This is a genomic window from Pseudomonas sp. GW823-FHT06B06 (genome assembly GCF_058795195.1).
This window is the reverse complement of record NZ_JBXAHO010000037.1, coordinates 35,335-59,713: the sequence shown is the minus strand read 5'-3', so window position 1 is coordinate 59,713 and position 24,379 is coordinate 35,335. Positions and strand designations below refer to the sequence as shown.

Sequence of the window (24,379 nt, the reverse complement as noted above, 5' to 3'; positions counted from 1 at the left end):
CTCCAGCAGGAAACTGAGTCACGAGCAGCACGCATGGCCTATGAGACTTCACTGAAAACCGACAATACAGCACAGGAAGGCGCCCGGGTGGTGCAGGAGACCGTGGATGTCATGCAAAGCCTGGCTGGCGAATTGAATCACGCAGCCGAAGGTATCAATGATGTCAGTCAGCAGTCGGAAGTCATCAGCAGCATCGTGCAGACCATCCGTGGCATCGCCGAACAAACGAATCTTCTTGCGTTAAACGCCGCCATCGAAGCGGCTCGTGCCGGAGAGCAGGGTCGCGGTTTTGCGGTGGTCGCTGACGAAGTGCGCAATCTGGCTTCGCGCACAAGCCAGGCCACCATCAAAATTGTCGAAGTGGTGCAGCACAATCGTTTATTGGCCCAGGGGGCAGTAGCGAGGATGGAGGCGAGTAAAGACAAGGCGGAACAAGGAGTCAAATTAGCCGGAGAGGCTGGTCAAGTGATTATGGATATTCAGGATAGTGCTCGCCAAGTCGTACACGCGATCAGCAATTTCTCGTCGACATTAGCTAGATGATTCAGCCTTGCGGCTTGAACAAAATCCTGATGTGACAGACACATTGATGCGTAATTGAAAAATAGGTTTTGAATGAACGAAAAATCACAACCAGTCCCTACTTGTAGGGCCTGCAGGGATGGCAAAGAACTGGGTTTTGAGTTCAGTATGGCGTTCCAGCCAATCGTAGATCTGCGCGACAACAGTATTTTTGCCTACGAGGCTTTGGTACGTGGTTGCGATGGCAGTGGTGCCGCTGCCATTCTTGGAAAGGTGAACGAACAGAACCGTTATGCCTTTGACCAAGCATGTCGAGTCAAGGCTGTGGAGCTTGCTTCACGCTTACAAATACCCTGCTTTGTCAGCATCAATTTCTTACCCAATGCGGTATATCAAGCAGCCACGTGCATTCGTGCAACACTTGAAGCCGCACGCAGATTTGGATTTCCCACCGAAAGACTGATTTTTGAGATCACCGAAAACGAAGAGCTGGTGGATAAGGAACATCTAAAAAGTATCATTCGAGAATATCGTCTTAAAGGCTTCAAGACAGCGATAGATGATTTTGGCGCTGGGTACGCGGGGCTCAATTTGCTGGCAGAGTTTCAACCCGACATCATCAAACTGGACATGACCTTGGTACGTAGCATATGCACTGACCCGGTGCGACAGGCAATCGTCCAAGGCATTCTCGGTGTATGCAAAGCGCTCAATATTGAAGTGATTGCAGAGGGCGTAGAGACCAATGCTGAACTACAGCAGTTACTAGCCATGGGCATTAACTACTATCAAGGCTATCTGTTTGCAAAGCCCGCATATGAAACGCTGCCAAACGTCACATGGCCGCCTCAGAACATTGACTAGGAATAGATGCCCTGATTTTTCATAAATCGAGGCGATCAATACGCTGAGTCTTTTGCGCATAATCTGTTTGCTCACAGTATTACTCGGATTGCCCCATCTCCTTTTCTGCTCACCTGGATACCGCACGGCCTTGATCGTCGACGTTGAGCACCCACGGTCATGGATCCGTCTTATAACGGATCAAATCTGACGGTTTAAAGCTGAACAAATACTCAGCTCAAGCGCCCAAAAGCCGTTTAGTCGTGGCCATCGACGTGCGCAAGGATTGCCCCGTATGTTGTAACTTATTGAGCAAACTTGCACCCAACCAAAGTTGGTATCGCGTCTCAGGCACGTAGCGTGCGTCGTCGTTAGGCAGGCAGCTGCGAATGGTTGCTTCTCGTTGAGAGCCGGCCTCGCGAAATCGAGGCCGTTTCCAATTCGCGCCAATGCTCCGGATCCATCACGTCAGGCCACCGTCGATAAACTCTGCCGTCAGTTGCTTGAGCTGGGAAAAGAAGGCGTGCAGTTTGCGGTTTTCCCGGAAACCGTGGTGCCGTACTACCCCTATTTTTCGTTCGTGCAGCCGCCATTTGCCATGGGTAAGCAGCACCTGTTGCTGCTTGAAGAATCCGTCACTGTGCCAAGCGATGTAACCCGGCAAATCGGCCATGCTTGCCGCGAGGCCCAGATCGTCGCCTGCATCGGCGTCAACGAGCGCGATTGCGGCACAATCTACAACGCGCAGTTGCTGTTTGACGCCGACGGAACTTTGATCCAGCACCGGCGAAAAATCACGCCCGTTAGGGGCCAATCGTCCAAGCGCGCAGGCACTTCGCATGCATTGCCAGACATCAGGATGGACACTGAGCGCTCATGAAACACCGGATACGCAGAAAGCCGAGACGCGGCCTGCGGTACAGCAGATCAATGGTCAGGCAGTATGTGACCGCCAACGGCAGAACCTTAAACAGATGCGGGCCAAACGTGATGAGTCTGCTGTACGCGCTCACCTTCGTGCCCTTGTCGAAGGCACTCGCAATGACCAGACCAACTTACTGGCACTTTGCATTGACGCCATGAGCGCCCGGGCTACCGTAGGTGAATGCATGGCTGCTCTTGCACAGACTTGGCCCCGGCAACAGCACACACCGAAGTTTGTAACCGAAGTCTACGACTCGCTTCGCACTCCTTGCCCCGACTGGCAGGCTTTGTGTGCAAGAGTTGAAACGTTCAGACATTTTCTTGGACGCAGGCCCCACGTGCTGCTGAGCAAGCTGGGACAGGATGGTCATGACCGTGGCATTCGTCTCATTGGATTTATTAGGGTTTCCGAATTCTCACACTCCAAAATGGCCAGTGGTATTAGGAGGAATCATTCCCGAAACGGATATTCCTCGGCTAATGGACTTGGGAGTAGATGCCGTATTTGGGCCAGGAAGCGATGTGCTCGACATGACGGCCAAGCTTCTGCAACTGATAGAACGGCGGCATGCTGCCATTGAGCCCGACTCCCCAAACAAAGAGCCGAGGCCGCAGATAAGCCTGTTGGTATCACCCCCTGATTGAGGTGACATGGTCGGGCGACAAACTCGCCATGGAGGCACAGCCCATGTTCGCAAGTGTGCGATCCATCTCGTCCTTGATAATGCTCAGCACCTGACTAGCCCCGTCCTCGCCAGCTGCAGCCAGACCGTAGAGCAGTGGCCTGCCTAGCAGAACGCCACCGGCACCGAGCGCCATAGCTTTAACAACGTCAGAACCACGTCTGAAACCGCTATCAACAAGCACCTTGCCCGGATGAGCATTGGCAATTTGCTTAAGAACGGACATAGGCGAGCAGCTCGAATCAAGTTGCCGCCCGCCATGGTTTGAGAGGATTACGCCGTCAGCTCCGAGCGCTATACAACGCGCAGCGTCTTCAGGGTGAAGGACTCCTTTGACTAACAGCCGGTGTGGCCAGAGCTCTCGCAATCTTTTAAGTGAATCCCAGTTGAAACTGGCATCCATTTTCCTCGACAGTAGCGCAGCTTGAAGCTCTACGTTGTTGGCGTCCTGGTTGGCGAAATTTGCCATCTGCGGCATCCCACCTGTAAGCAAGCTTATAGACCAGCGCGGATGGAGCATTCCATCGAGCATTACCTTCGGCGTGTACTTGAAAGGCAGGCCAAAACCACTACGTAAATCACGCTCACGCTTGCCGTTCACCGCAACATCAGTGGTCAGCATTAGCGTTCGGTAACCTGCCGCCAGTGCACGAGCTACGAGTTGATCAGCAAGTGATGGGTGCACTACATAGAGCTGGAACCACAATTCCCCTCCCGCTTTTTCCGCGACCTCCTCAATGGACGCATTGGCCGCCGTGGACAATATAAAGGGGATACCGGCTTTCCTAGCCGCCCTTGCCAGAGCGATATCGCCCTTCGGCCAGATTGCCCCATTAAGCCCCGTTGGAGCTACCATGAGCGGCAGTGGCTGAGTAGCACCGAAGACATTGACGCTCAGATCACGCTGGGCGACATCAACCAAGCGCCTTGGGATGAGCTCCCAATGGTCGAACGCGTCCCGATTACGCTGCAGGCATTTTTCATCATCGGCGCCGCCTTCAAGATAGTCGAAGACCATTCTGGGAAGGCGCCGTTGCGCCAGTGAACGAAAACCTTCAACGCTAAAAGCTAAGCTCATGGTGTCCTCACGGCAGTACGAGAATACAACGTAAAGACCCCACTCTATTGAGCGGGGGCTGATTGATCAAATCGATACTATCCAGGCCTTGTATAGATCACGCTTATTCAGAAGTAACCGGGAGTGGTGAGGACGTGACTCGATTGGTAGCAGCACCTGGTGCGGTTTCGATCAGGAACAAACCAGTGACAGCCGCTGCAAGCGATACCGCTCCCACTACCATCATGGGTAGCGCCAAGCCGTATAAATCGGCCAAACCACCTGCAATCACAGGCATCAATACTCCGCCAATTAATTCGCTTACACCCGTTGGCACACCAACTGCTGCTCCGGTCATATTGGAAGGGACGGACTCGCTAGGAATCACGGCCAAGAACAATGGTCCGATGCCAAATCCGAAGATGCCGGCGACAAACAGGATCGAAAACATCACCCAAGGGCCGGCGTGGCTTAGAGCAAATGCGAGCATCAGCAGACCGTAAATAGTGGCGCAAGTCACCAGCACAGGTTTACGCCCCCATCGATCCGACAAGGCGGGTACAGCGATCATTCCTATGAAGCCACCGAACCCCCAGCCCGAGACGATCAATCCCGTCGTGCTCAACGACAGCCCCACCACTTGAGTGAGGTAAAGCGCGACGAAGGTCGAGAATACGAACAAACCCGTCTGAAACAGAGAGCCGATGACTGTGGTCACCCAGATATTACGGAATTTGAGCACGCTGGTGAGAGGAGCGCTTTTGTGTGCATCGCGCTCGACAGACACCTTCCTGGGTTCGCGCATGAGCTTCGCGAGCAACACCGTCAAAATCAACCCAGGAATCCCGAGCAGAAAGAACACCCACTCCCATGGCATATACAAACTTAATTGAGTCGCAATGATCGGGCCCAAACCGATGCCCAACAGCGGAAAGAATGCTTGGTGAATGCCCATATTGAGCCCTCGCCGTTTGGGCGTCGATATCTCTGCGAGCGTCGCGACACTTGCACTGAAAACCCCTCCTTCACCTACGCCAAGAAGGCCTCGAACGACCAGCATTCCAGTGAAGCTTTTTACAGCTCCCGTCATCCATGTCATGAGTGAGAAGAAAATGCCGGAGTAGATCAACACCTTCTTCCGACCGTGGCGATCACTCACGCCACCAAGAACATAAGTAGACAGCGCCCATGTCAGCGCCAATACGGAAGCGATTGCACCGGCTTGGGTATTACTCAACCCCAACTCTGGTATCAAGATTGGAAACAAGTACACCACCACTAACCGATCCAGGCCTACGATGCCAAACAGCACCGCTAGCAGCCACACCATTTTCCACTCGTAAGCTGAATCACCAAGCGATTTATGCTGCATGTTATGCACCCATCAAAAAGGGATATCGATTAATTGGCTTCAAGGTCTTCAACAAGAGCGAGCTTGTCATCCGAACCGATTGATGCGTCCTCTGTAACGGGCCTGCGTGGCTCGCTGTTAAACAGCAGTCTTGTTACATCGCTTCGGGAGTAGTGGCCCACCGGATCTGCTGCAACTTTGGCCATCGTGACGGCGTCAAGGTTGATGTCCCCGTACAGCAGTCCTTCCTGGTCTGGCGGTAATGGAGTGGCCAAATCGGCGCCGTCGGGCCCATAGATGCGCGCGAAGCCTCCCCCGACCTTTAGCAAATTACGTGCTTCATCCGTTTGGCATAGCAACTCAACAACGTCCTCGGAAACCATCCCGCACGGGGCGAGAACGAAACACTGGCCTTCTACGGCATATGTGCGGCTTACGGCGTTGTTAACCTCTCCACCAATTGCCGGGGTGACGTCCGTATAGAGGGAAAAACCTGGCCATGCGGCGACGTGCACTTGCTCATGCTTGCTGTACATCGCGAATTTGGTCAGTGGCTGAATATGCTCCCAGCAGCAAAGTCCCCCGAGACGACCAATGTTGGTTTCATGAACTTGGATATCACTACCGTCGCCCTCCCCAAAGACCATGCGCTCTGCCACGGTTGGTTTGAGCTTGCGTCGGGTTGACAGGGTACGGCCCTGGTCGTCAATGAAAGCCTGCGCCATGTACAAGCTGCCATTGGATCGCTCGGTGAATCCGAGGCACACGAAGATTTCATGATCGGCTGCCGCTTGCTCCAACCGACGATAGTCAGGGCTATCAATCACCAAGGCCTGCGCGTGATATTGCAGCATGTACTGCATTGCCCAAGCTGGTGACCCCAGCCAGAAAAACCATGGGTAACCAGGAATGAAGTTTTCCGGAAACGCGATTGCCCGAGCACCGTTGCCAGCTGCCTCGGCAATCAACTGAATGCACTTATCAACCGTCGCGCTACGATCCATGAAGACGGGTGCTGCCTGTACCACTGCGACTCGATACGAAGTTGAAAAAGACATAGAAACCTCAAAAAAAGATGGCACGCAGCCGTTGCCTGCATCTTTGATGAAAATGCCCGATTGGAATGTGCTGAAAGTCTTGTCAGATTTGCTCTAGCTTCTCCATGCCATGGGTGGAGGGCACCCAGGCATGAAGAAAAATGGCTTAGCGGCTCACGACGGGATCTGCGAAATCCTGCTTGGGCAGATCTACATGCTGCTGGGCAACGAATTCTGTAGCGCTATGGCCTAGGCCCAATGCATACGCTCCTGCCGTTACAGACCAGCGCTGTGCCTTAACGTCAAAGTCGGCGAGGTAGGTGAGTCGGGGCAAGCGCGTCACAGAGCCAACGCCCCACACTTCTTGCGAGAGATTTGGAAGTGAACCCGTGCGAGGGTCGTTCACGCGAGTGTTTGTAAGTAACTCATGGTTGTTTCGATTAGTTACGACGAGGCTGAATTCTCCATCCACACCGAGTTTTTTACTCAAATCGTAGTTAAACAGTGCCGTGGTCTGATCACTTGTTTCCAAAGCTGTCTTTTGGTCATGCCCACCTCGCACGTTCGTAGCCAGTTCATTTACGTGGAACAGCCCAAGGGAAAACCCTTGCTCACTAAGCTCATTGCGTTTCCCCGCCCAATTACCCTTCAGCCATGGCGAGTCTGATGCTAAAGGCTCAGCAGCAAGGGCGGGGATTCTGATTGACTCTACGAGGGCTAAACCGCCAGCTGCTATACGTTTTTCAATGCGAGTGCTCCATTTGTCGAGCACGTTGAGAACTATCGCAGGGCTTTGGAGTAAACCGCCGCCCTCCACTTCCTGAGGAAGTTGCCTCTATTTCTTAAGGTGGAGTGCGTCATCAGACGGGTGCGAAAATCGACGCCACGCTCTGAAATGAGGCGAGTGGCGGTGGCGAGAAAGCGAAATGAAGGCCTTCCTGTACTCCGCTTCCAACATTACTGAACTGTGAATCTCAATTCGATAAACCTCGGTGGGAGAGGCACCTTATTTGCTTGCTTTTTAGGCAAGCAGCCAGCGCAGGACACTCACCATGCACACCACACTCTCAACAAGGGCAATACCCGAAGGTGACCGCCTACCTTTTTGGAGGGAAACAATTGGGAAAATGTTTATGCCTCTGGAGTGCGTTGCCGGCGCGGGGACGTCCTTTAGCGCGGATCTGCAACATGCGTCCGTGGGGCCAGTAGACTTAATGGCCATGACGGCCAGTCCGCATCAGGTGACCCGAAGCGCTCGTTTAGTCCGCAGCTCTGACGCTGACTATTTTATGGTCAGCTATCAAGTTTCCGGACAGGGGTTTCTAAGACAGTGTGATAAAGAATCCCAACAGAGAGCTGGAGATTTCGTTCTCTACGACAGCACTCGGCCATTTGAAATGAGATATTGCGAAAACTTCAGCAAGTATATCCTTAGAATTCCTCGCAGCCTTCTTAGCGCTCACGTGAGCAGCCCTGATCGCCTATGCGGTTTGACAATAGGCGCCCAATCAAGCCCTAGTATCTTGCTGGGCGGCATGCTGCGCTCTCTTGCAGAAAGCAAGGCTGAGATGGCAACAACCGTGCTGGATCCGATAGCCAACGCTTTGATTGAGTTGGTAGTTGGAGGCTTGCAGTCCTTACCTCAGGCTCAACAAGGCGAAGTATCTAAACTTCAGACCTTTCATCTGTCCAGGGTAAAGAGTTACATACTTCAGAACCTGGGAGATCCGAGCCTGAATATCGAGAGGATTGCTTTAGATCTCAAGATGTCGGTGAGTTCTCTATATCGAATTTTTGAGAAAGAAGATCAGCCACTTTCTCAGTGGATCTGGACTCAACGGCTTCAGTTTTGTCAACGCGATCTGAAGAGTCCTGTTTTGAAAGAAAAGAATATTGGTGATATCGCATTTGATTGGGGGTTCAGCAATTGCACGCACTTCAGCCGTGCATTCAAACGCGAAACCGGAATGACTCCCAAGGAGTTCCGTAAGCAGCACCTGATTGGATAGATGATCCAGGGGGCCGCGTAACTCCATCATGCTTCGACAAGGACAAAGCACTTTGCCGCTTTTTCTCGACAGATCTTTCATCCTTATCTGAGCACGGAGGCACTCCGATATGCATGTCTGCCTCTTAGAATTGATAGGTGTAGGTAGTGATCAGGCGATTCTCGTCATAGTCCGCGCCAGATAGTCCTCCACTACCGAATCGAGTCTTGACATCGATGTGACGCCATTCAAACCCGACATTTTTAAATAGGCCACTTTGGATGACATAGCTCAACAACAGGTTGCTTTCGCTCTCGACATTCTTATCCAGTGCATTGCTGCCCCGGTCGATTCCGGTACCGCGCATATACCGGGTCATCACCTTCAGCCCTGGAATTCCCATGGCAGCGAAATCGTAGTCGTACCTGATCTGCCAAGAGCTTTCATTGGGTTTGAAAAATCCAAGCGTTGACCAGTTCACCAAATAAGGCTGTGGAGCATATCCATTAAACAGTGGGAACGCTGACTCGCCGAGCATGCGCTGATAGCCGATCCCAAACGCATGACCAGACTTTTTCAAGGTCGTCATGCCGCCATAGGTTTTATTATCGATTGGTCCATAGAGTGCACTACCGTCTTCATTATTGTGATAATAACGAAGATCGGCCTTCAACGAGTAACCTCCTCCCAGCTCAACAACATCCGTAAGCCCGAGGTAATGCTGTTTGTAGATATCTTCAAGTTGCCCATAAAAATAGGTACCAGAAAGCCCGGGTGTGAATTGATAGGTCGCACCTGCGAAATTCAACCCATCGCTACGGCGTTTGATATCAGGGCCATTCATCAAGTAGATTTTTTCGTGGTTGGAGGAGTTACGGGCTGCAATTTCAGTGATACGCCCTCCGGTAAGCGTCAGACCCTCCCATTCTTTCGACTCCAGTAGTGCGCCCTGATAAGTTGTAATCAGCTGGCGAGAATCGTCGAAATACGCAACGGGCAGCGTCGGGCGTAACTCACCGATTTTAAGCTCTGTTTTGGAGACGCGAATTTTTCCCGTGACACTCGAGCGCCCATATTCTCTGACCTGCTCCCCACGGGTTGCATCGTAAGGGATGATGCTGTCAGGGCCTCGACCACCTCCCCCGTCCAGCCGGTACGCCCATTGGGCGTTACTATCAAAACCGAACTGGATTGGGCCATCGGTATAGCCAGAGATGAAACGCAAATCGAAACCCTGAGTCCAACTGCCAACCCTAGATTTGGGTGCATCGTTTTGTTTAAAGTCACGATCTATGTAAGCGTTACGCAGCCCCAACGTAACTTTACTATCGTCAACCCAGTCCGCCTTAGCTGATAATGGCGGGATCAAGGTCACGCAACTTATTGCGAGTGCACCGCACTTTGACTTTATGAAAGCTTGCATAAGTTTACCATTTTTATTTTTTTGGATGGCGATAGCAAACCGCCCTTTAGAGAACCAAAGGGCAGATATTGCTAAAATTACGTAGACGGGGTCTAACTTTAAGAGCGAATATAAATTACTTAGAATGGATAAGTGCGAGGCGTCATTTGGACACTAATCCAATGGTCGGTAGTAAATTCTTCGATAGCCCATTCACCATTGAATCTTCCGAGCCCGGAGTTCTTCTCTCCGCCAAACGGGGCGTGCGCCTCATCATTAACGGGGATATCGTTGACGTGCGTCATGCCCGCCTTAATCTGCCGAGCGAAGCGTGCTCCGCGCTCCAGATCTTTGGTGAACACAGCACTGGAAAGGCCATACTCGCTGTCGTTAGCCAGCGTCAATGCGTGGGCTTCATCGCGAGCGCGCTGGATGCCTACGAGGGGGCCAAAGATTTCTTCCCGTGCAATCTCCATATCCGCAGTGACATCGGCAAAAACGTGTGGTGGAAGTAGATTCCCTTCGGCCTCTCCTTCGACGACGGCTCTAGCACCTTCTTCCTTGGCTCGAGAAACCTTGATTAACAGCCCTTCAAGCTGTTTGCGATTGATGATAGGGCCGATCACGGTGTCAGCATCCTTGGGATTACCAACCTTCAGCGTCCTGACTTTCGCCGCATAGAGCTCTACGAAACGATCATAGAGGGCGTCTTCGACGATGATCCGGTTAATGGCCATACAAATCTGGCCTTGATGCAGGAATTTTCCCATTACCGCCGCAGCAACGGCCTGATCAAGGTCTGCATCAGCCAGCACTACAAATGGGCTGTTGCCACCGAGTTCCAGCGCCACATGTTTAAGATGCTTGCCACCGCTCGCAATGCGCCCAATGTTCAGCCCTACCGGTGTAGAGCCTGTAAACGAGATAAATTTCGGAATGTGATGCTCTACGAAAGCGTCGCCGATCTGAGCACCGGAACCAACCAAGACGCTGATTACACCTTTGGGTACGCCGGCTTCTTCGAAAATTCTCGCGGTGAGCAATCCACCGGTGACTGGAGTATCACTCGCCGGTTTGATGACAACAGCGTTGCCCAGCGCAAGTGCTGGAGCCACAGATCGTTGGGTCAGGTGCAATGGGAAGTTCCAAGGGCTAATCACTCCGACCACGCCGAGTGGTTCACGATAAACGCGATTTTCCTTACCAGGCACATTGGAGGGCAGGATTCTACCGTGAACACGAGCAGGAAATGAGGCCGACTCTTGGGTGATGGCACGAGCCGCTCCCCATTCGATTTGAGCCTTGATCCGCGTGCTGCCGGACTCGCGAATGATCCAGTCGACGATTTCCTCACGGCGTTCATCAAAGATTTGAACTGCTCTTAGCAATATCGCGGAACGTTGTCCTGGGCCCATGCAGGCCCAGGCTGCCTGAGCCTGTTCAGCAGCGATATAGGCTTGATCAAGATCATCGCGATCAGCCTGAACGATCTCTAACAAGGTCTCGCCAGTGAACGGATCAGTAACTTTAAGCAGGTTGCCGCTGCTGCCCTTACGCCACTCTCCTGCAATCGGCAGCAGTTGCATTTCTTGGTAAGGCATACGGTTGGCTTGGCTCACGTGATGTCTCCTTAGGCTGTGATGCTTAGAATTCAGGAATGCGCATCGATCGGCTTGGACGCCATTTCATTTGAATGCGCGGCTCGCCGCTTAACCATCGCGATAGCAAAAATTGCGATCAATCCTGGTATCGCACAGCAGATGAAATTCAGTTGAAGCGGCAGGTTCAGGCTCAGCATTAGCCCGCCCAAAGCTGGGCCAGCGACGCCCCCAAATCGACCTATGGCCGAACACCAACTGACGGCAGTCGAGCGCATTTCGCTTGGGTATTGCTGAGCAGCAAAGGCATGGATGACCGCAAGAGTGCCGATGGTAGTGGCACCGGCAATCAATAGCATGACGTTAAGTAGTATGGGCCCTGGCTTGATCCCCAGGGTGCACAGCGAAACGACAGCCAATGCGAAGAACAAGATTAACGTAGGCTTACAGCCCCAACGATCTGCCAACCAGCCACCACCCAGGGCACCTATCGTGGCGCCAAGATTCAATGTCACCAGAAACATGAGGCTGGAGCCAAGAGGATATCCCCCAGCAACCATGATCTTCGGCAGCCAGGTATTGAGACCGTAAACCATCAACATGCACATGCCGAAACCGAGCCAAAGAAATACGGTACCAACCCCTCGTCCCTCTTTGAAAAGTCGGGAAAGAGGTGTCGATGATGAGGTCCGTACAGCCGGCTCAAAACGAACAGACGAGATATCGATGCCTGGAACGATGCGCGTCAGGAGGACAATGGCAGCACTCTTGTCCTTCGACAGCAGAAAGGGCAGAGACTCGGGGAGGTAACGATACATCCAGGGAAGGCAAAGCAATGGCAGCCCACCAATGAGGAAGGTCGCCTCCCATCCAAACTTCGGTATAACGAGCATGGAAACCAGTGCCGAGATCATCGCACCAATGGAATAGAAGCTGAGCATGATGGTAGTCAGCGTACTACGTCGCGTCGTGGGCGACAGATCGCTCATCAGCGCTACGATGTTCGGAATAGCGCCACCGAGCCCGACTCCAGTAAGGAATCGTAACGCTGCGAAGCTTTGCACATCCCATGCGAACGCGTTTGCAAATGCGCTCACGCTTGCAAGGGCGATGGCCCCGAGGATGATCTTGCGGCGACCAAAACGGTCTGCGAATGGTCCAATAGCGATTGCACCAAACATCATGCCAAATAAAGCGGCACTTCCCATCCAACCCGCTTGTACTGGAGGGATCGACCATTGCTCCATCAAGCGGGGAACCACAGATCCATAGATGACCAGGTCGTATCCATCAAACAACATGATGAAAGAACACCAGAATAAAAGACCGCAGTGAAACTTGCTCAGCGGTGCTTCGCCCGCTATCTCTATTGCATTTTTTTGAATCATGATTAGGTCTCTTGTTTTTGTTATACGGGGACTTCCAAGAGGCCCATTCGGGCCCCCGCCTTTCATCAATGAGGCTGAATCGTCACAGTTGGAACCTCGATCACGGTAGGTTCAGTTGAGTCCAGAGCAGCTCTGAGTGCGGCTTCGAAGCTCTCACGCGTGTCGGTGTGCATAGCCTTTACCCCGTACCCCTTGGCGATCGCGCAGAAGTCGAGTCCAGGCACATCCAGACCGGGAGCGTTCGCAACGTCCAGCACACCTGCGAACCAGCGCAGAGCACCATAAGTTCCGTTTTTCAGGATGATGAACACCACCGGGATGTGATACTGCGCAGCCGTCCAGAGCGCTGTGATCCCATAGTTGGCAGAGCCATCTCCAATCAACGCGACGACTCTCCGGTCAGGCTGAGCCAACTGCACACCAACAGCTGCTGGCAGACCAAAGCCTAATCCGCCGGCAGCAGGAAAGTAGTAGCTGCCGGGGTGGCGCAAATTCATTCGTTGCCAAAACGCGGTGGTCGTGGAGGTCGATTCCTTAACGTAAATCGCATCTGAGGGTGCGACTGCATCAAGAACATCGAACAGCGTTTCCGGGCGCAGGTGATGAGGTTCGTCCTGCATGCTTGGTAGCAAAGGGAGGGCCGCAGGATAGGGCTTAGCCTTCTCCTGAACGCCCTCTGCCAGTAAGCGTAGAGTCACTGCAATATCGCCGATCAGGGCGTCCCCCATAGGAGCGCGAGCTGCTTCCTGAGGATCGGACGTGATGTGCAAGAGCCGGGCTCCTGCTGGAAGATACTCGCCTGGTGCGAACTGGTGATAGCGGAAAACCGGTGCGCCGATGACGATGATCAGGTCGTGGCCAGCAAGCGTCTTGCTGATCCCTGCGATGGCGGCAGGCAATACTCCACGGAAGCCAGGATGGCGAGTCGGGAACGGGCAACGTGATGCCGATGGAGCAACCCAGACAGGCAGTTTCAGTTTATCGGCCAAGGCGACGGCGTAATCGTTGGAACGGGTAGCATCCACATCAGGGCCGAGAACGAGAACAGGGTTGTTGGCCTCATTCAATTGCTTGGTCAAGGCTGCCAGCTGCCGCGCGTCGGGAGCACCCGCAGTCTGGACTTCTCTCTCAAGAAGATGCTCCACACCGAGCGGAGATGGCTCCTCCCAGTCATCGTATGGGATAGACAGATACACCGGCGCTTTGGGAGAAGTATTAGCAATGTGGATCGCCTGGCTCAGAGCCCGAGGAACATCCTGAGCCGTTGCGGGTTCATAGCTCCACTTGACCAATGGCTTGGGGAGTTGTGGTGCATCCACATTGGCCAGCATTGCTTCGACGCCAATCATCGAACGCACCTGTTGACCTGCCGTGATCACCAACGGGCTGTGTGAATACCAAGAATTGGTGAGAGCCCCCATGCCATTGCCCGTACCCGCTGCTGCATGGAGGTTTACGAAAGCAGGCTTACCGCTGGCGAGAGCATAGCCGTCCGCCATCCCCACCACAGCGCCTTCATGAAGACCGAGGACATACTGGAAGTCCTCCGGGAAGTCCTTCAGAAAAGGAAGCTCGTTGGATCCGGGGTTACCAAAGATGGTGGTCATGCCATGGCGACGCAAAAGCGCATATGCGGCAGAGTGAATTGTTTTCATTGGGTCATCTTCCAGGGTGTGTCCGATTGCTCCTACTGTAAAAATTCGATTAAAATCGATCAAATCAATATTTTATGACTACCACATAGACACCACTTATTTTTATAAAGGTCTACGGATGGCTCATTTCGATCTAAATTTGATCACCACCTTCGTCACGCTTTACGAAACGCAGAGCCTGACGATTACCGCCGAACGGCTGTTTGTCACCCAGCCGTCAATCAGCTACAGCCTGGGGAAACTACGTGAGCAATTCGACGACCCATTGTTCATACGCAATAGCCAGGGAATGCAGCCAACGAGGCTTGCTGCTCAGCTATACGTAGGCTTCAAGCAGGCTGCACGTTGTATTGAGGAGTCAGTGGCTGAGGCAAGAAGGTTTGAGCCTGGCCACTCAAGCAGGCAATTTCGGCTAGCGCTTTCTGACTTGGGGGAGATGGCGTTGCTGCCCAAGCTCATGGGTCAGCTGAATATCCTGGCACCTAATATCGAGCTTGAGATCATTCCGCTAGAGATCGACCAGGTGGGGACATGGTTGAACGACGGGCACATCGACGCGGCCATCTGCAGCCGGGTCATCAGCGGATCTGGGCTTGCATTCAAGAAGCTCCTGAGCGAGCGATACGTTTGCTTGATGGACGCGGATCATCCTCGGATTGGTTCAGAGCTGACGATGGAAAAGTTTCTCGCAGAGCCACATGTCTTGGTCACAAGGACATCGGGGCATGGCATGGCTGAAGACGTGCTTCAGAAACTCAGGGTCAATCGAAGGATCAAGCTCAGGATTCCTCACTTTTCTGTCCTTCCAAAGGTAATACCGGGCACCGAATTGCTGGTGATTCTGCCGTCCCAGATCGCGGACAGCTTTTGTGAAATGCCACTGGCCAAGCCGCTTAAAATGCTTGAACTGCCCTTCGATGTACCGTCCTTTGAAGTGACACTCCACTGGCACTCCCGGAGCACTCAATCAACGGGGCTTAAGTGGTTCTTCGAACAGATTCAGGCCACCCTAGGCGAGCCCGGCGTGGCCTGACGGATCAAGCTGGTGTCTGATATTCCACCCTGAGCGGCTGAGATCTAATTATCGCCCAAGCCAAGGATTTAAAGGCCGAGTTGAGCGCCCAGGTTATAAACTATCTGCAATCCGACGACGGCCCCATCGTTGCTAACCTCGGCCTGTGGATTGTAGAAGTTACTGGGGTTGAACACGTACTGCACGCTTGGCTGAAGTGCTAGATAAGGTGTCGCCTGCCACACCATATTGAGCTCCACTCGCGACTCCCCTTTTGACATTCCTTGGTCAACACCGGTGGCCAGCAACCGCTGGTCATGCTGATATTGAACTTGCTTGTCTCCCAAACGTAGGTAGCTCGCTTTCAAGCTGACTGAATCCTGAGGGCGCCCGAATGGGCCAACGCGAGTTATACCTGCTTCCAAGAAGTGTTCGAAAGGCTGCAGATCATCAGCACTCCAAGTCCACGCGCCGAATACTTGCCACGCTTTGTCTGGATTTCCGGCAGAGGAACCGCCTTCGCGAGATAGCGTTTGCATAAAGCGGTAGATTAAGCCGCTGCTACCACGACGGTTCGAGCCATCCAATACGTCGGTCTGTTCGGAGGTATTGTAAAAACCATTAAGTTCGTAGTGATAGGCCAAAGGAGTCTGCGCGAAGCTTTTTTGAGCGCCAACGCCTGCCAACCAAGTGATACCACTCGCGTCACCAGGATCCCAGTCCCAACCCTTGGTGCGTTTGATGTAATGGGCAGGATTGGACTCGAAAGCGCCAGCATGTATGTACTGACCATTGTCGAATGAGTAACGCGAGTAACCGCCCCAGCTTCCGTATGGGTAAGGTAATATTCCGGTGGTGTTTTCAATGATGGGGTCGTTGCAAGTAACCCAGTTCTCGCAGTTCATCATGTAGAAATGCTGCTTGGCATTGCTACGGCCAACGTCGAGCTCAAGACGGTTGTCCAACAGCATTTGCCGATATTCAAACTTCGACAGATATCCCTTGTCGATGTCGTTATGCATAGGTGCGCCACCTAGTGCGCTACCTGTAGCGCCTTGCCAAGCGCCTGCAGTTGGCTGACCTTCATTGCGCATCCACGGGAAGAATGTGTATTCAAACTGGAACGTGCCGCCTGGCAACCCCATGAGCTTGGACATGTCAAAATCGGCGCCGGCGAAAATGGCGCCAGCGTTGGCGAATGTATGGGGACGAGGGCCAGTGTTGAGGTTCTCCAGCATCAGATCGGTAACGATCAGGTGCGCCTTGACTGGACTACTGTCTGTAGGCACCGAATCGGCCCATGCCGAGCTCGCCATACTACCCAAAGCCACAACAGCGGTTACACAAAATCGGCGCGCAGAAGTACCTGCGACGAGTGGGATCGCGTTCATTCGGTTAATCCGAGAAAGGTTTTTATTCGCGCAGCCAGGGCAGCTGCGCTTAAGGTAAGAACAGCCGATCAGCGTGCGAGGGGCGGAAGTGGGCCCGGCCCCCAAATCGACTCAAGCGTGCGACCGATTGCCAGAAGTTGGTCGTCCGTTCCAGGCAATCCGTCAATCTCCATACCTACAGGAAGTCCGGACTCTTTCCCAACACCGACGGGAATACTGAGACCCGGCATCCTCACGTTGCTGCTCGGATCGGTATTTCGAATAATCCGACCAAATTTTTGAGGCGTTCCGGCGTCAGGGCGGTCTTGATTGCCACCTCTGGAACCGTGGGGAACAGAAGAGCATCGAGCTTGTTGTCCGCGAATGTCTTCTGATACAGAGCTAGCAAGGCTGGGACACCCGTCTTGATCGCTTGCTCATAAGCTGGGCCGCCAGGAATCATCTTTCCATCAGGCCCAGGGACATGACCAGGCACGACCATGGCCGAGAAAATACCTCGGACGTCAGGACTCGAAATTTTGGCGGCCAGGGTTTCGAATGACACTCCGGTGGATTGTGATTTCAGGTAATCCGTCAGGGCCTTGCGCGCTTCCATGATCGCGATTGGCGTTGCCACAGCTGATGCCAATTGACCGATACCCGGCATGCTGACTGAGACGACTTCAACGCCTGAACTGCGTAGCTTCTCGACTGCGGCGCTGGCCTGTGTCAAGACTTCCGGTTCCAAATCTGCCCAGAAGAAATCTGGAATGCCCAGTCGAATTTGGTGGGCCAGTATTGGCTTCAGAGGCGAGACACCGCTAAGAATCGAATCCAGCAGCACGACATCTCCAACAGTATTGGCCATTGGGCCTGCCGTATCGCGACTGGTCGAAATAGGTGTGATGCCTACACCGCTATATCGACCAACCGTTGGGCGGAAACCAACACAGCCATTTAGCGCGCAAGGCTCACGGCTAGAGCCACCTGTATCTGTCCCCATAGCGATTGGAATCAAGCGAGCGCCCAGAGCAGCGGCACTCCCTGATGACGAACCACCGGCAATGCGAGTGTTGTCAAAGGCATTGCGCACACCGACCAACTGTGGAAGATGAAAAGCGGTGTTGTAGCCGGTAGCGCCAAACGCAAGCTCGTGCATATTGGTCTTGCCGACCACAATGGCGCCTGCGGCCTGGAGCCTATCGATAATCGGGGCATTGGCTTTCGGAAAGAAATTACCGAGCGCTGGCGTGCCTGCTGTGTTCGTGAAACCAACGACCTGAATGTTGTCCTTGATCGCTATAGGGACGCCGCCCAATGGAAGGCACTGCTCACCCTCTGCGAGGCGCGCGTCTGCAGCACGAGCTTCGCCCAAGGCTCTCTTTGGGTCTAAAGAAATGAAGGCATTAAGCTCAGGATGCGCTTCAATACGGGCCAGCCAGTAGCCGACAACCGATTCGCTGGAAACCTTCTTTTCGCAGATGGCTTGTGCCGTCTGCTCAGCACTCATCAGGTAGAAGTCTTTCGGTACGTTCGACGCCGATGCGCCAGCGCTTGCTGCCAAAAGGCCAATCGCTAAACAGGAGAGTCTGGTCTTCACGGATATTCCTTGAGAATCAGTCGATCCCCACTGCAGGTCTCGATGATTCATTTACGCACATGGAAATATCCGGCAAACATCCTCATTAATGAGGAGGTTTAGTGTATTCCCACCCGCATGGCGAGCTCGGTTCGATTGCTCGAATTGGTCTTGGCCATGGCGTTTTTCAGATGGGTACGTACCGTTGTGAAGCCAATGGACATGAGGCGTGCGATCTCCTTGTCACTGCGCCCAGCCGCTACGTGCTCGACAACAGCACGCTCTCGCGGACTCAGGGCACCGTTTAGAGGCAGCTCAACCGATAGCGCTTGCTGGAAGTAAGGCGTGAGGGCGTTCAGCAGAGTGAGCTCTCTGGGGCCAAACGCAGGTTGGTCAGCACTGCGCCATATGCGTAGATCCCCCACATCCCGTCCCTGGTTGAAGAAGAAAACGTTCACTCCATGGTGCATCCCACACGGTCGGAGGAAGTCGGCGTAATGCTCACTGCGCTCCAAGGTAGGCCGACTGATAACATCATCCACACAAGCAGCTTGCCGCTGGGCTCTTAACACCGGTGTTACGGTATCGTGCATGTGAATCTGGTCATCGTATTGCCGCAGCATACGTGTATCAATATTGACTGCAGCGCAGCGCGTGGATCGCCCCCTTGAGCTATCCCAAAGGTAAGAGGCTCCGAAGTCAGATCGAAGCAGCTGGGTAACATCACCGAGCACCTGCTGACGAACTTCATCCCCCGCACCACCCGTGCGGAGTCGCCAGACGATCTGAGCAAAAAGGCCAAGCTCAGAATTCGTCATGTCCATTTGATTGATATGCATGGGCCTGCTCCCAGTTTTTCACACGAGTCTCCTAGCAATTTCCGAACCTGAATTAGGTGGCTTGTTCTGTTAAACGCTTCAAAAATACTGGCATCTATCGCTAACAGTCGTGTAGAGGCAGGTGCTAGAGCACTTGAGACAGTGAAACTGTTCCTGGAAAATAGTCCGTCCAAGGTACTCTCTGCCAGGTACCAGATTGGTTGGTAGCTCTGCTAGATAGGTCGAATATTCACGGTGAGTATCGTAAAGACATTAGGAGCCTGACTGAATCTGTAGCCGGGGCATCAGCGGCCCAGGACTAGCCTCCAAGAGACTTGTGAGCGAACGCTATGTTTGCCTGCTAGACGCAGGTCACCCTCGGATTCACGATGATTTGTCGATGGTGCATTTCCTTGCGCAACCGCATGTCCTGGTCACAAGAACATCGGGACATGGAATGGCCGAGGACGTACTCAAAAAACTCGATGACAAGCGTCGAATCAAGCTCAGGCTTACACACTTTTCCGTCCTACCAAAGGTAATCCCTGGTGCTGAGTTGTTGGTCACACTGCGCTCGCAGATCGCGGAGGTTTCTGTGAGATGCCCCTGACCAAGCCGCTTATAACTCTTGAGCTCCCACTCAATGTACCAGCGTTTGAGGGCACCCTTCACTGGCACTCCAGAAGCATTCAATCACCTGGCCTCAGCTGGTTCTTCGAACAAATTCAAGCCACTCCAGGTGAGACCGGAGTGGCCTGATTTGATATGGCGATATTTACAGCGCCACGGCGGGCCAGTGCTTTACCTTCCGATCTTCTCGAGGCAATGATTACCACTGTTCAGAGATACGCGCCCTCAATGAGCTTGACCAAGCTGTGCAGCGATGAAAGCACAGGGGTGTCGATCCCATGCTCGTTGGCTCGCTCAACAACGGCGCCATTGATGAAGTCGATTTCAGTTTTTCGCTTTGCCTCGACATCCTGCAACATCGACGGCTTGTGCTGGTGATGATTGGCAAAGGCGTGATTAACGGCATCCTCTACCCGACTGGCTTTAGCATCCACTCCGAGAGCATTAGCGACCTCTACCGTTTCTCGGATAACACCTGCAGTCAAACTCCTACCATGCTCAGAATCCCCAACGCCTCCCACGGTTTGGCGTGTAATCGCGCAGACCGAGTTCAAAGCAGCGTTGAAAGCTACCTTCTCCCAGATGGCAATTTGAACCTCTGGATCGGCCCGACACGGTAACCCGGCTTGCTGGAAGGTCTCTGCGATATCCCGCGCTACCGATTTATCCTCACCATTCCATGGCCAAAGATTTACATGGCCATCACCATGGCTGTGGACGACACCTGGTTCAACCAGATCAGCGGGCAGATTGGTCATACCCACAATAATGCGCTCTGCAGGGACGACTTTGGAGATCAGCTCGGCGTTGCCCAAGCCATTTTGCACAGATAGCGCCCAGGTCGTAGGCCCGACAAGATGTCGCACCGACTCAATAGCAATGTCCGTGTGAAAGCCCTTAGTAAAAATAACTACCAAATCGAAGGTTCCCGCGAATTCCTTCGCCCGCCCAATAGGAACCATCACGCGCTCCGTTGCCGAAGGCGTCACGAGCTGCAGGCCTTTGCGCTGAATGGCCGCGATGGTGGCTTCAGAGGCTTCAACAAAGGAGACCTCTTGCCCACCCAGCGCTAGGCGCGCACCAAAAAGCCCTCCCATTGCACCTGCGCCGACAATTGCGATTTTCATGACTATATCCCCGCCTAATATCTGGTAACTGTAGAAAAAGGGCCAGCAGTCACACAAATAGATACCAAGCCTACTTAAGATAAATACCTTCTATTTTGGTATCGGCCCCTCCCGCGAACGCAACTCACAATCGTTCAGTGATGATGCACAATCCGCGTTCGACTTCCCGGCGAAACCAATTGAAGCGATTACTCTGGTAATCCCAGTGGGTCTGCCCTCCTCGTTGCATGAGCGCCGCCCTGACATTGCCGCGGCGGGGCGAGTAATGGCAGCCGCCAACTCCCGGATCGGGGTAGCCAAGTCGGCCTACTTCCCCTCACTGACTCTGATGGGTACGGCAGGATTGGGCAGGCAAACTGCACGGCGAAATCATCCCTGTTCCGACCTCGCAACCCAGGGGTGTTGGCAGGTACGAACGACCTTTACTGCGCGCAGGCGGAAATCTTAGGGCCGGTGGCGATTCCGTTCAAAGACGAAGCCGATGCGATCGGCATTGCCAACGATAGTCGCTTCGGCTTGGCCGGGGGTGTCTGGACTCGCGACGTCGGTCGTGCATACCGAGTGGCCAGACAAGTTCGCGCTGTTATAGGCATACAGGACACTACGCATCAATACGTAGGAAAACGTCGTGAATGCACATCGTTTTCTGACAGCACTTTCACGCGATACGAGGTAGATCCCAATACTTCATATGGAGGTCGAGCGCTGTTTCCTTACCATATCAAGGAATGGACGCAGGATGGGCGACGGATTGGGCTCCAAGTAGGCTAAGGCGATACCCATCGACAGCTTTCTGAACTCGGCTTTCAACGTCCGGAAGACGACACCTTGGCGCTTGACGTTTTTTAACGACATCGGGATAAGTGCAAAGCCGTTCCCCTCTGCAACCAGCCCTAAGAGAATGTGATGATCCGGCGGTTCGGGGGTGATATTGGGTTTGAAATTATTTTGTTCAAAAAACGCCTGGCAATGGTCGTAGAACCCTGGATTAAGTCGGCGCTCGAACCAGAACATCGTCTCGTTACATAGATCGTCAAACCCAAGCTGGCGCTTTTTGACCAGCCGATGATCAGCGGGCAAGACAACAACCAGAGACTCTTCATGGACGATTTCCACCGTCAGTCCTTGAGTTTCAGTGTGCAATTCGATGAACGCCGCATCTACTACGCCATTCTTGATGTCTCGAACGAGGCTTATCGAGTGTTTTCCCTTGGTAACTAGCCGCCAGTTTGGGAAGCGTTGACGAAAACCTTCAGACACATCGGGGATCGAACTGCGGTCGAAGACGGTCGTATAGCCAACGACAAACTGTCCACCATCGGCGCTTCTTGTCGCCCTCGCCACGGCAACTGCTTTCTCCGCCTGAGCCAGTGTACGTCTCACTTCCGGTAAAAAAGCTGCTCCGGCTTCCGTCAGGGTTACCCCTGCGTTGTTTCGGTGGAACAACTCTACACCCAGTTGATTCTCTAACTGCCGGATTTGCCTGCTCAGGGGTGGCTGCGAGATGTACAAGCGCGCCGCAGCGCGCCCGAAATTCAGCTCTTCGCTGACGGCCAGGAAATAGCGAAGCTGCCGCAGGTCTATAGGGGTAGTCATACCGAAAAGGTATCACGAAAATGGTATTGGATGCGTTGTCGTGTGGGACATAGGGTTGACCCACCCCATACATCAACACTCCAAAAGGTAATCGGGCATGGACAACGAACGTTATTTGCGCGGCTGGGCGAAGCTCAAGGAAATCGACGGAGAAGCTGGCGAGCAGGTCATCGCGAATTTGAGCGATATTGCGCCTGACTTTGCAACGCTGCTCATTGAGTTTCCCTTCGGCGATATCTATTCAAGGCCTGACCTAGATCTTAAAACGAGAGAACTCGCAGTAGTGGCGGCGCTCACCGCATTGGGCAACGCTGCGCCCCAGCTGAAAGTGCACATCCATGGCGCACTGAACGTAGGGGCCTTAAGGGAAGAAATCGTCGAAGTCATTATGCAAATGGCTGTTTATGCAGGTTTCCCTGCGGCACTCAATGGCTTGTTCGCAGCAAAGGAAGTTTTCGCCAACCGAGTTGAATCGTGTGGCGACTAAAAAGAGGAGAACGCGTTATGAAAACTATTCTTCGCGTGCTTCTTACTGGAAGCATCTTTGCCCTTGGCACGACGCCATTAACCTCTGTAGCGACGTCGCCTGCAACTGTGACCGAACTCGCAGCTACACCTGCAAGACTGTAATCCAAGGCTTTGGCCGTAGCCGAGCCTTCGGGCACAAAATCGCGTTGGGCCAGCATCCGTTCACTTGTTGGGATAGCGGGACAACAACAAATCTAGAAATCATCTTCAGTCGCTCTCCTATATTGTATTGCAGCTTGGTGGTCACCACGGTGATCGGAAGGCATTCCAACATCGATTTGACGTGGAGCAGCAACGCTTGGAATTAAGACAACTGCGTTATTTCGTAAAAATCCTCGAACACGGCAGCCTGGGACGCGCAGCGCTTGAACTGGACGTGGGCGTATCAGCCCTTAGCCAACAGATCGCGAAACTTGAAAGTGAACTGTCAACCCGCCTCCTTAATCGCACCACCACTGGCGTCACACCGACCAGCTCCGGTATGGCGTTCCTGCACCATGCCCAGCTGTGTTTGCGGCAGGCCGACAATGCGATCATGGCGGCTCACCGTGGGCGAATGAGTGGGTATGTCACCGTCGGAATGGCGCCCACGACTGCCACTGTTCTCGCCCTGCCATTGATCAACGCGATGCGAGAGCGCTACCCGGATATTCAATTGCACCTGGTCGAGATGCTGTCCGGGCATTTGGCCACGCAACTCAATGCTCGCCAGATCGACCTGGCCATTCTGTTTCAACTCGAAGGGGGTAAGCGCTGGAGCGTGACGCCGCTGCTCGACGAGAAACTATTTGTCATCAGCTCACCTCACCTGCTCCACGCCCCCCAAGGAACCAGCGTGCAACTGGCGGATCTGGGTCAACTTCCACTGGTGATGCCGAGTGTGCAACACGGTTTGCGTTCTACGCTGATGGTTGCGTTTGAACGTTCGGGATTGGCGCCCAACATCATCATGGAAGTGGATGGTCTTGCCGTATTGATGAACGCCGTACGCGCAGGTCATGCCGCCACCATCCAGCCCGGAGCGGCGGCGGCGCTTAAAGGCGAGTCGGGACTTTCCGTGGTGGAAATTTCCGATGCTCACGTGGGTCGACGAAACCTGTTGGCGACACTGCCTGATGATGAACTGGCTCCCGCAGCCCTGGCGGCGCGGCTGGTCATCACTGATGTCGCGCGACAGTTGGTGATTGATCATCAGTGGCCGGGCGCTTCGTGGATCGAAGACGTCGCGCCATGATCTCTATGCCCCCTACCCCGGCTTTACGGTGAGCGCC

At 53.5% G+C, this 24,379-nt stretch carries 20 protein-coding genes and 3 pseudogenes; 10 read left to right on the top strand and 13 right to left on the bottom strand.

Annotation, left to right across the window (positions count from 1 at the left end; genetic code table 11):
- The first annotated feature begins 33 nt into the window (after positions 1-33).
- The 5 genes and pseudogenes from AC1Q8Q_RS25815 to AC1Q8Q_RS25795 all read left to right on the top strand — a co-directional run bounded on the left by AC1Q8Q_RS25815 (position 34) and on the right by AC1Q8Q_RS25795 (position 2,934).
- On the top strand, positions 34-543 hold the full coding sequence (locus AC1Q8Q_RS25815; protein ID WP_492615694.1) for a methyl-accepting chemotaxis protein: 510 nt from the start codon (positions 34-36) through the stop codon (positions 541-543).
- Between the two features lie 72 nt (positions 544-615).
- Positions 616-1,386, top strand: coding sequence for an EAL domain-containing protein (locus AC1Q8Q_RS25810; RefSeq protein ID WP_492615688.1), 771 nt, complete (start codon positions 616-618; stop codon positions 1,384-1,386).
- A 418-nt stretch (positions 1,387-1,804) separates the two neighbouring features.
- Positions 1,805-2,167: pseudogene (locus AC1Q8Q_RS25805) on the top strand (nitrilase-related carbon-nitrogen hydrolase); the annotation flags it as partial.
- 37 nt (positions 2,168-2,204) lie between these two features.
- Positions 2,205-2,486 (top strand): annotated as a pseudogene (locus AC1Q8Q_RS25800) (methylmalonyl-CoA mutase family protein); the annotation flags it as partial.
- A gap of 172 nt (positions 2,487-2,658) precedes the next feature.
- Complete coding sequence (locus AC1Q8Q_RS25795) at positions 2,659-2,934, top strand: cobalamin B12-binding domain-containing protein (RefSeq protein WP_492615696.1); 276 nt, start codon at positions 2,659-2,661, stop codon at positions 2,932-2,934.
- Here the strand turns inward: AC1Q8Q_RS25795 and AC1Q8Q_RS25790 are convergent.
- From AC1Q8Q_RS25790 to AC1Q8Q_RS25775, 4 genes are all read right to left on the bottom strand, one after another.
- Positions 2,920-4,050 carry an alpha-hydroxy-acid oxidizing protein gene (locus tag AC1Q8Q_RS25790; protein ID WP_492615687.1) on the bottom strand — a complete coding sequence of 377 codons (1,131 nt, stop codon included), beginning with the start codon at positions 4,048-4,050 and terminating at the stop codon, positions 2,920-2,922. The genes AC1Q8Q_RS25795 and AC1Q8Q_RS25790 overlap by 15 nt on opposite strands.
- A 103-nt stretch (positions 4,051-4,153) precedes the next feature.
- Positions 4,154-5,401, bottom strand: a complete 1,248-nt coding sequence (locus tag AC1Q8Q_RS25785) for an MFS transporter (RefSeq protein WP_492615686.1) — start codon at positions 5,399-5,401, stop codon at positions 4,154-4,156.
- A 29-nt stretch (positions 5,402-5,430) separates the two neighbouring features.
- Positions 5,431-6,438: a carbon-nitrogen hydrolase family protein gene (locus AC1Q8Q_RS25780; protein ID WP_492615685.1), complete on the bottom strand. Its 1,008-nt coding sequence runs from the start codon at positions 6,436-6,438 to the stop codon at positions 5,431-5,433.
- A gap of 145 nt (positions 6,439-6,583) precedes the next feature.
- A complete protein-coding gene (locus AC1Q8Q_RS25775; RefSeq protein WP_492615684.1) occupies positions 6,584-7,189 on the bottom strand; it encodes a hypothetical protein in 606 nt (201 codons plus the stop codon).
- 280 nt (positions 7,190-7,469) lie between these two features.
- Between AC1Q8Q_RS25775 and AC1Q8Q_RS25770 the strand changes: the two genes are divergently transcribed.
- Positions 7,470-8,426 (top strand): AraC-like ligand-binding domain-containing protein, encoded by a 957-nt coding sequence (locus AC1Q8Q_RS25770; RefSeq protein ID WP_492615683.1) that lies wholly within the window; start codon positions 7,470-7,472, stop codon positions 8,424-8,426.
- Positions 8,427-8,550: 124 nt separating this feature from the next.
- On the opposite strand, the gene AC1Q8Q_RS25765 is transcribed toward AC1Q8Q_RS25770, so the two are convergent.
- The 4 genes from AC1Q8Q_RS25765 to mdlC form a co-directional block, all read right to left on the bottom strand.
- On the bottom strand, positions 8,551-9,828 hold the full coding sequence (locus AC1Q8Q_RS25765; protein WP_492615682.1) for an OprD family porin: 1,278 nt from the start codon (positions 9,826-9,828) through the stop codon (positions 8,551-8,553).
- Between the two features lie 119 nt (positions 9,829-9,947).
- Positions 9,948-11,408 (bottom strand): aldehyde dehydrogenase family protein, encoded by a 1,461-nt coding sequence (locus AC1Q8Q_RS25760; protein ID WP_492615693.1) that lies wholly within the window; start codon positions 11,406-11,408, stop codon positions 9,948-9,950.
- A gap of 50 nt (positions 11,409-11,458) precedes the next feature.
- Positions 11,459-12,793 carry an MFS transporter gene (locus AC1Q8Q_RS25755; protein ID WP_492615681.1) on the bottom strand — a complete coding sequence of 445 codons (1,335 nt, stop codon included), beginning with the start codon at positions 12,791-12,793 and terminating at the stop codon, positions 11,459-11,461.
- Positions 12,794-12,858: 65 nt separating this feature from the next.
- The gene (gene mdlC / locus AC1Q8Q_RS25750; protein ID WP_492615680.1) at positions 12,859-14,448 is read right to left on the bottom strand and encodes a benzoylformate decarboxylase; all 1,590 of its coding nucleotides are present in this window, start codon (positions 14,446-14,448) and stop codon (positions 12,859-12,861) included.
- 118 nt (positions 14,449-14,566) lie between these two features.
- Here mdlC and AC1Q8Q_RS25745 point away from each other — a divergent pair, with 118 nt between their 5' ends.
- Entirely contained in the window at positions 14,567-15,481 is a 915-nt protein-coding gene (locus tag AC1Q8Q_RS25745) for a LysR family transcriptional regulator (protein WP_492615679.1), read from the top strand.
- A 68-nt stretch (positions 15,482-15,549) separates the two neighbouring features.
- Here AC1Q8Q_RS25745 and AC1Q8Q_RS25740 read toward each other — a convergent pair whose 3' ends face one another.
- The 4 genes from AC1Q8Q_RS25740 to AC1Q8Q_RS25725 form a co-directional block, all read right to left on the bottom strand.
- Positions 15,550-16,851, bottom strand: coding sequence for a carbohydrate porin (locus AC1Q8Q_RS25740; RefSeq protein WP_492615678.1), 1,302 nt, complete (start codon positions 16,849-16,851; stop codon positions 15,550-15,552).
- A gap of 232 nt (positions 16,852-17,083) precedes the next feature.
- The gene (locus AC1Q8Q_RS25735) at positions 17,084-18,481 is read right to left on the bottom strand and encodes an amidase family protein (protein ID WP_492615677.1); all 1,398 of its coding nucleotides are present in this window, start codon (positions 18,479-18,481) and stop codon (positions 17,084-17,086) included.
- A gap of 47 nt (positions 18,482-18,528) precedes the next feature.
- A complete protein-coding gene (locus AC1Q8Q_RS25730; RefSeq protein ID WP_492615676.1) occupies positions 18,529-19,248 on the bottom strand; it encodes a helix-turn-helix transcriptional regulator in 720 nt (239 codons plus the stop codon).
- 818 nt (positions 19,249-20,066) lie between these two features.
- Positions 20,067-20,984, bottom strand: a complete 918-nt coding sequence (locus tag AC1Q8Q_RS25725; protein ID WP_492615675.1) for a ketopantoate reductase family protein — start codon at positions 20,982-20,984, stop codon at positions 20,067-20,069.
- A gap of 390 nt (positions 20,985-21,374) precedes the next feature.
- Between AC1Q8Q_RS25725 and AC1Q8Q_RS25720 the strand changes: the two are divergent.
- A pseudogene (locus AC1Q8Q_RS25720) lies at positions 21,375-21,566 on the top strand (aldehyde dehydrogenase family protein); the annotation flags it as partial.
- 105 nt (positions 21,567-21,671) lie between these two features.
- Here the strand turns inward: AC1Q8Q_RS25720 and AC1Q8Q_RS25715 are convergent.
- Positions 21,672-22,580, bottom strand: a complete 909-nt coding sequence (locus AC1Q8Q_RS25715) for a LysR family transcriptional regulator (RefSeq protein ID WP_492615674.1) — start codon at positions 22,578-22,580, stop codon at positions 21,672-21,674.
- A 97-nt stretch (positions 22,581-22,677) separates the two neighbouring features.
- Here AC1Q8Q_RS25715 and AC1Q8Q_RS25710 point away from each other — a divergent pair, with 97 nt between their 5' ends.
- Entirely contained in the window at positions 22,678-23,067 is a 390-nt protein-coding gene (locus AC1Q8Q_RS25710) for a carboxymuconolactone decarboxylase family protein (RefSeq protein WP_492615673.1), read from the top strand.
- Between the two features lie 339 nt (positions 23,068-23,406).
- Positions 23,407-24,342, top strand: coding sequence for a LysR family transcriptional regulator (locus AC1Q8Q_RS25705; protein WP_020797489.1), 936 nt, complete (start codon positions 23,407-23,409; stop codon positions 24,340-24,342).
- Positions 24,343-24,379: the final 37 nt, after the last annotated feature.

Bases quoted from the DNA above. Each gene is read 5' to 3' on its own strand.
- AC1Q8Q_RS25815 (WP_492615694.1), top strand. From the start codon at position 34: ATGGCCTATGAGACTTCACTGAAAACCGACAATACAGCACAGGAAGGC.
- AC1Q8Q_RS25810 (WP_492615688.1), top strand. From the start codon at position 616: ATGAACGAAAAATCACAACCAGTCCCTACTTGTAGGGCCTGCAGGGAT.
- AC1Q8Q_RS25795 (WP_492615696.1), top strand. From the start codon at position 2,659: ATGACCGTGGCATTCGTCTCATTGGATTTATTAGGGTTTCCGAATTCT.
- AC1Q8Q_RS25790 (WP_492615687.1), bottom strand. From the start codon at position 4,050: ATGAGCTTAGCTTTTAGCGTTGAAGGTTTTCGTTCACTGGCGCAACGG.
- AC1Q8Q_RS25785 (WP_492615686.1), bottom strand. From the start codon at position 5,401: ATGCAGCATAAATCGCTTGGTGATTCAGCTTACGAGTGGAAAATGGTG.
- AC1Q8Q_RS25780 (WP_492615685.1), bottom strand. From the start codon at position 6,438: ATGTCTTTTTCAACTTCGTATCGAGTCGCAGTGGTACAGGCAGCACCC.
- AC1Q8Q_RS25770 (WP_492615683.1), top strand. From the start codon at position 7,470: ATGCACACCACACTCTCAACAAGGGCAATACCCGAAGGTGACCGCCTA.
- AC1Q8Q_RS25765 (WP_492615682.1), bottom strand. From the start codon at position 9,828: ATGCAAGCTTTCATAAAGTCAAAGTGCGGTGCACTCGCAATAAGTTGC.
- AC1Q8Q_RS25760 (WP_492615693.1), bottom strand. From the start codon at position 11,408: ATGCCTTACCAAGAAATGCAACTGCTGCCGATTGCAGGAGAGTGGCGT.
- AC1Q8Q_RS25755 (WP_492615681.1), bottom strand. From the start codon at position 12,793: ATGATTCAAAAAAATGCAATAGAGATAGCGGGCGAAGCACCGCTGAGC.
- mdlC (WP_492615680.1), bottom strand. From the start codon at position 14,448: ATGAAAACAATTCACTCTGCCGCATATGCGCTTTTGCGTCGCCATGGC.
- AC1Q8Q_RS25745 (WP_492615679.1), top strand. From the start codon at position 14,567: ATGGCTCATTTCGATCTAAATTTGATCACCACCTTCGTCACGCTTTAC.
- AC1Q8Q_RS25740 (WP_492615678.1), bottom strand. From the start codon at position 16,851: ATGAACGCGATCCCACTCGTCGCAGGTACTTCTGCGCGCCGATTTTGT.
- AC1Q8Q_RS25735 (WP_492615677.1), bottom strand. From the start codon at position 18,481: ATGAATCATCGAGACCTGCAGTGGGGATCGACTGATTCTCAAGGAATA.
- AC1Q8Q_RS25730 (WP_492615676.1), bottom strand. From the start codon at position 19,248: ATGCATATCAATCAAATGGACATGACGAATTCTGAGCTTGGCCTTTTT.
- AC1Q8Q_RS25725 (WP_492615675.1), bottom strand. From the start codon at position 20,984: ATGAAAATCGCAATTGTCGGCGCAGGTGCAATGGGAGGGCTTTTTGGT.
- AC1Q8Q_RS25715 (WP_492615674.1), bottom strand. From the start codon at position 22,580: ATGACTACCCCTATAGACCTGCGGCAGCTTCGCTATTTCCTGGCCGTC.
- AC1Q8Q_RS25710 (WP_492615673.1), top strand. From the start codon at position 22,678: ATGGACAACGAACGTTATTTGCGCGGCTGGGCGAAGCTCAAGGAAATC.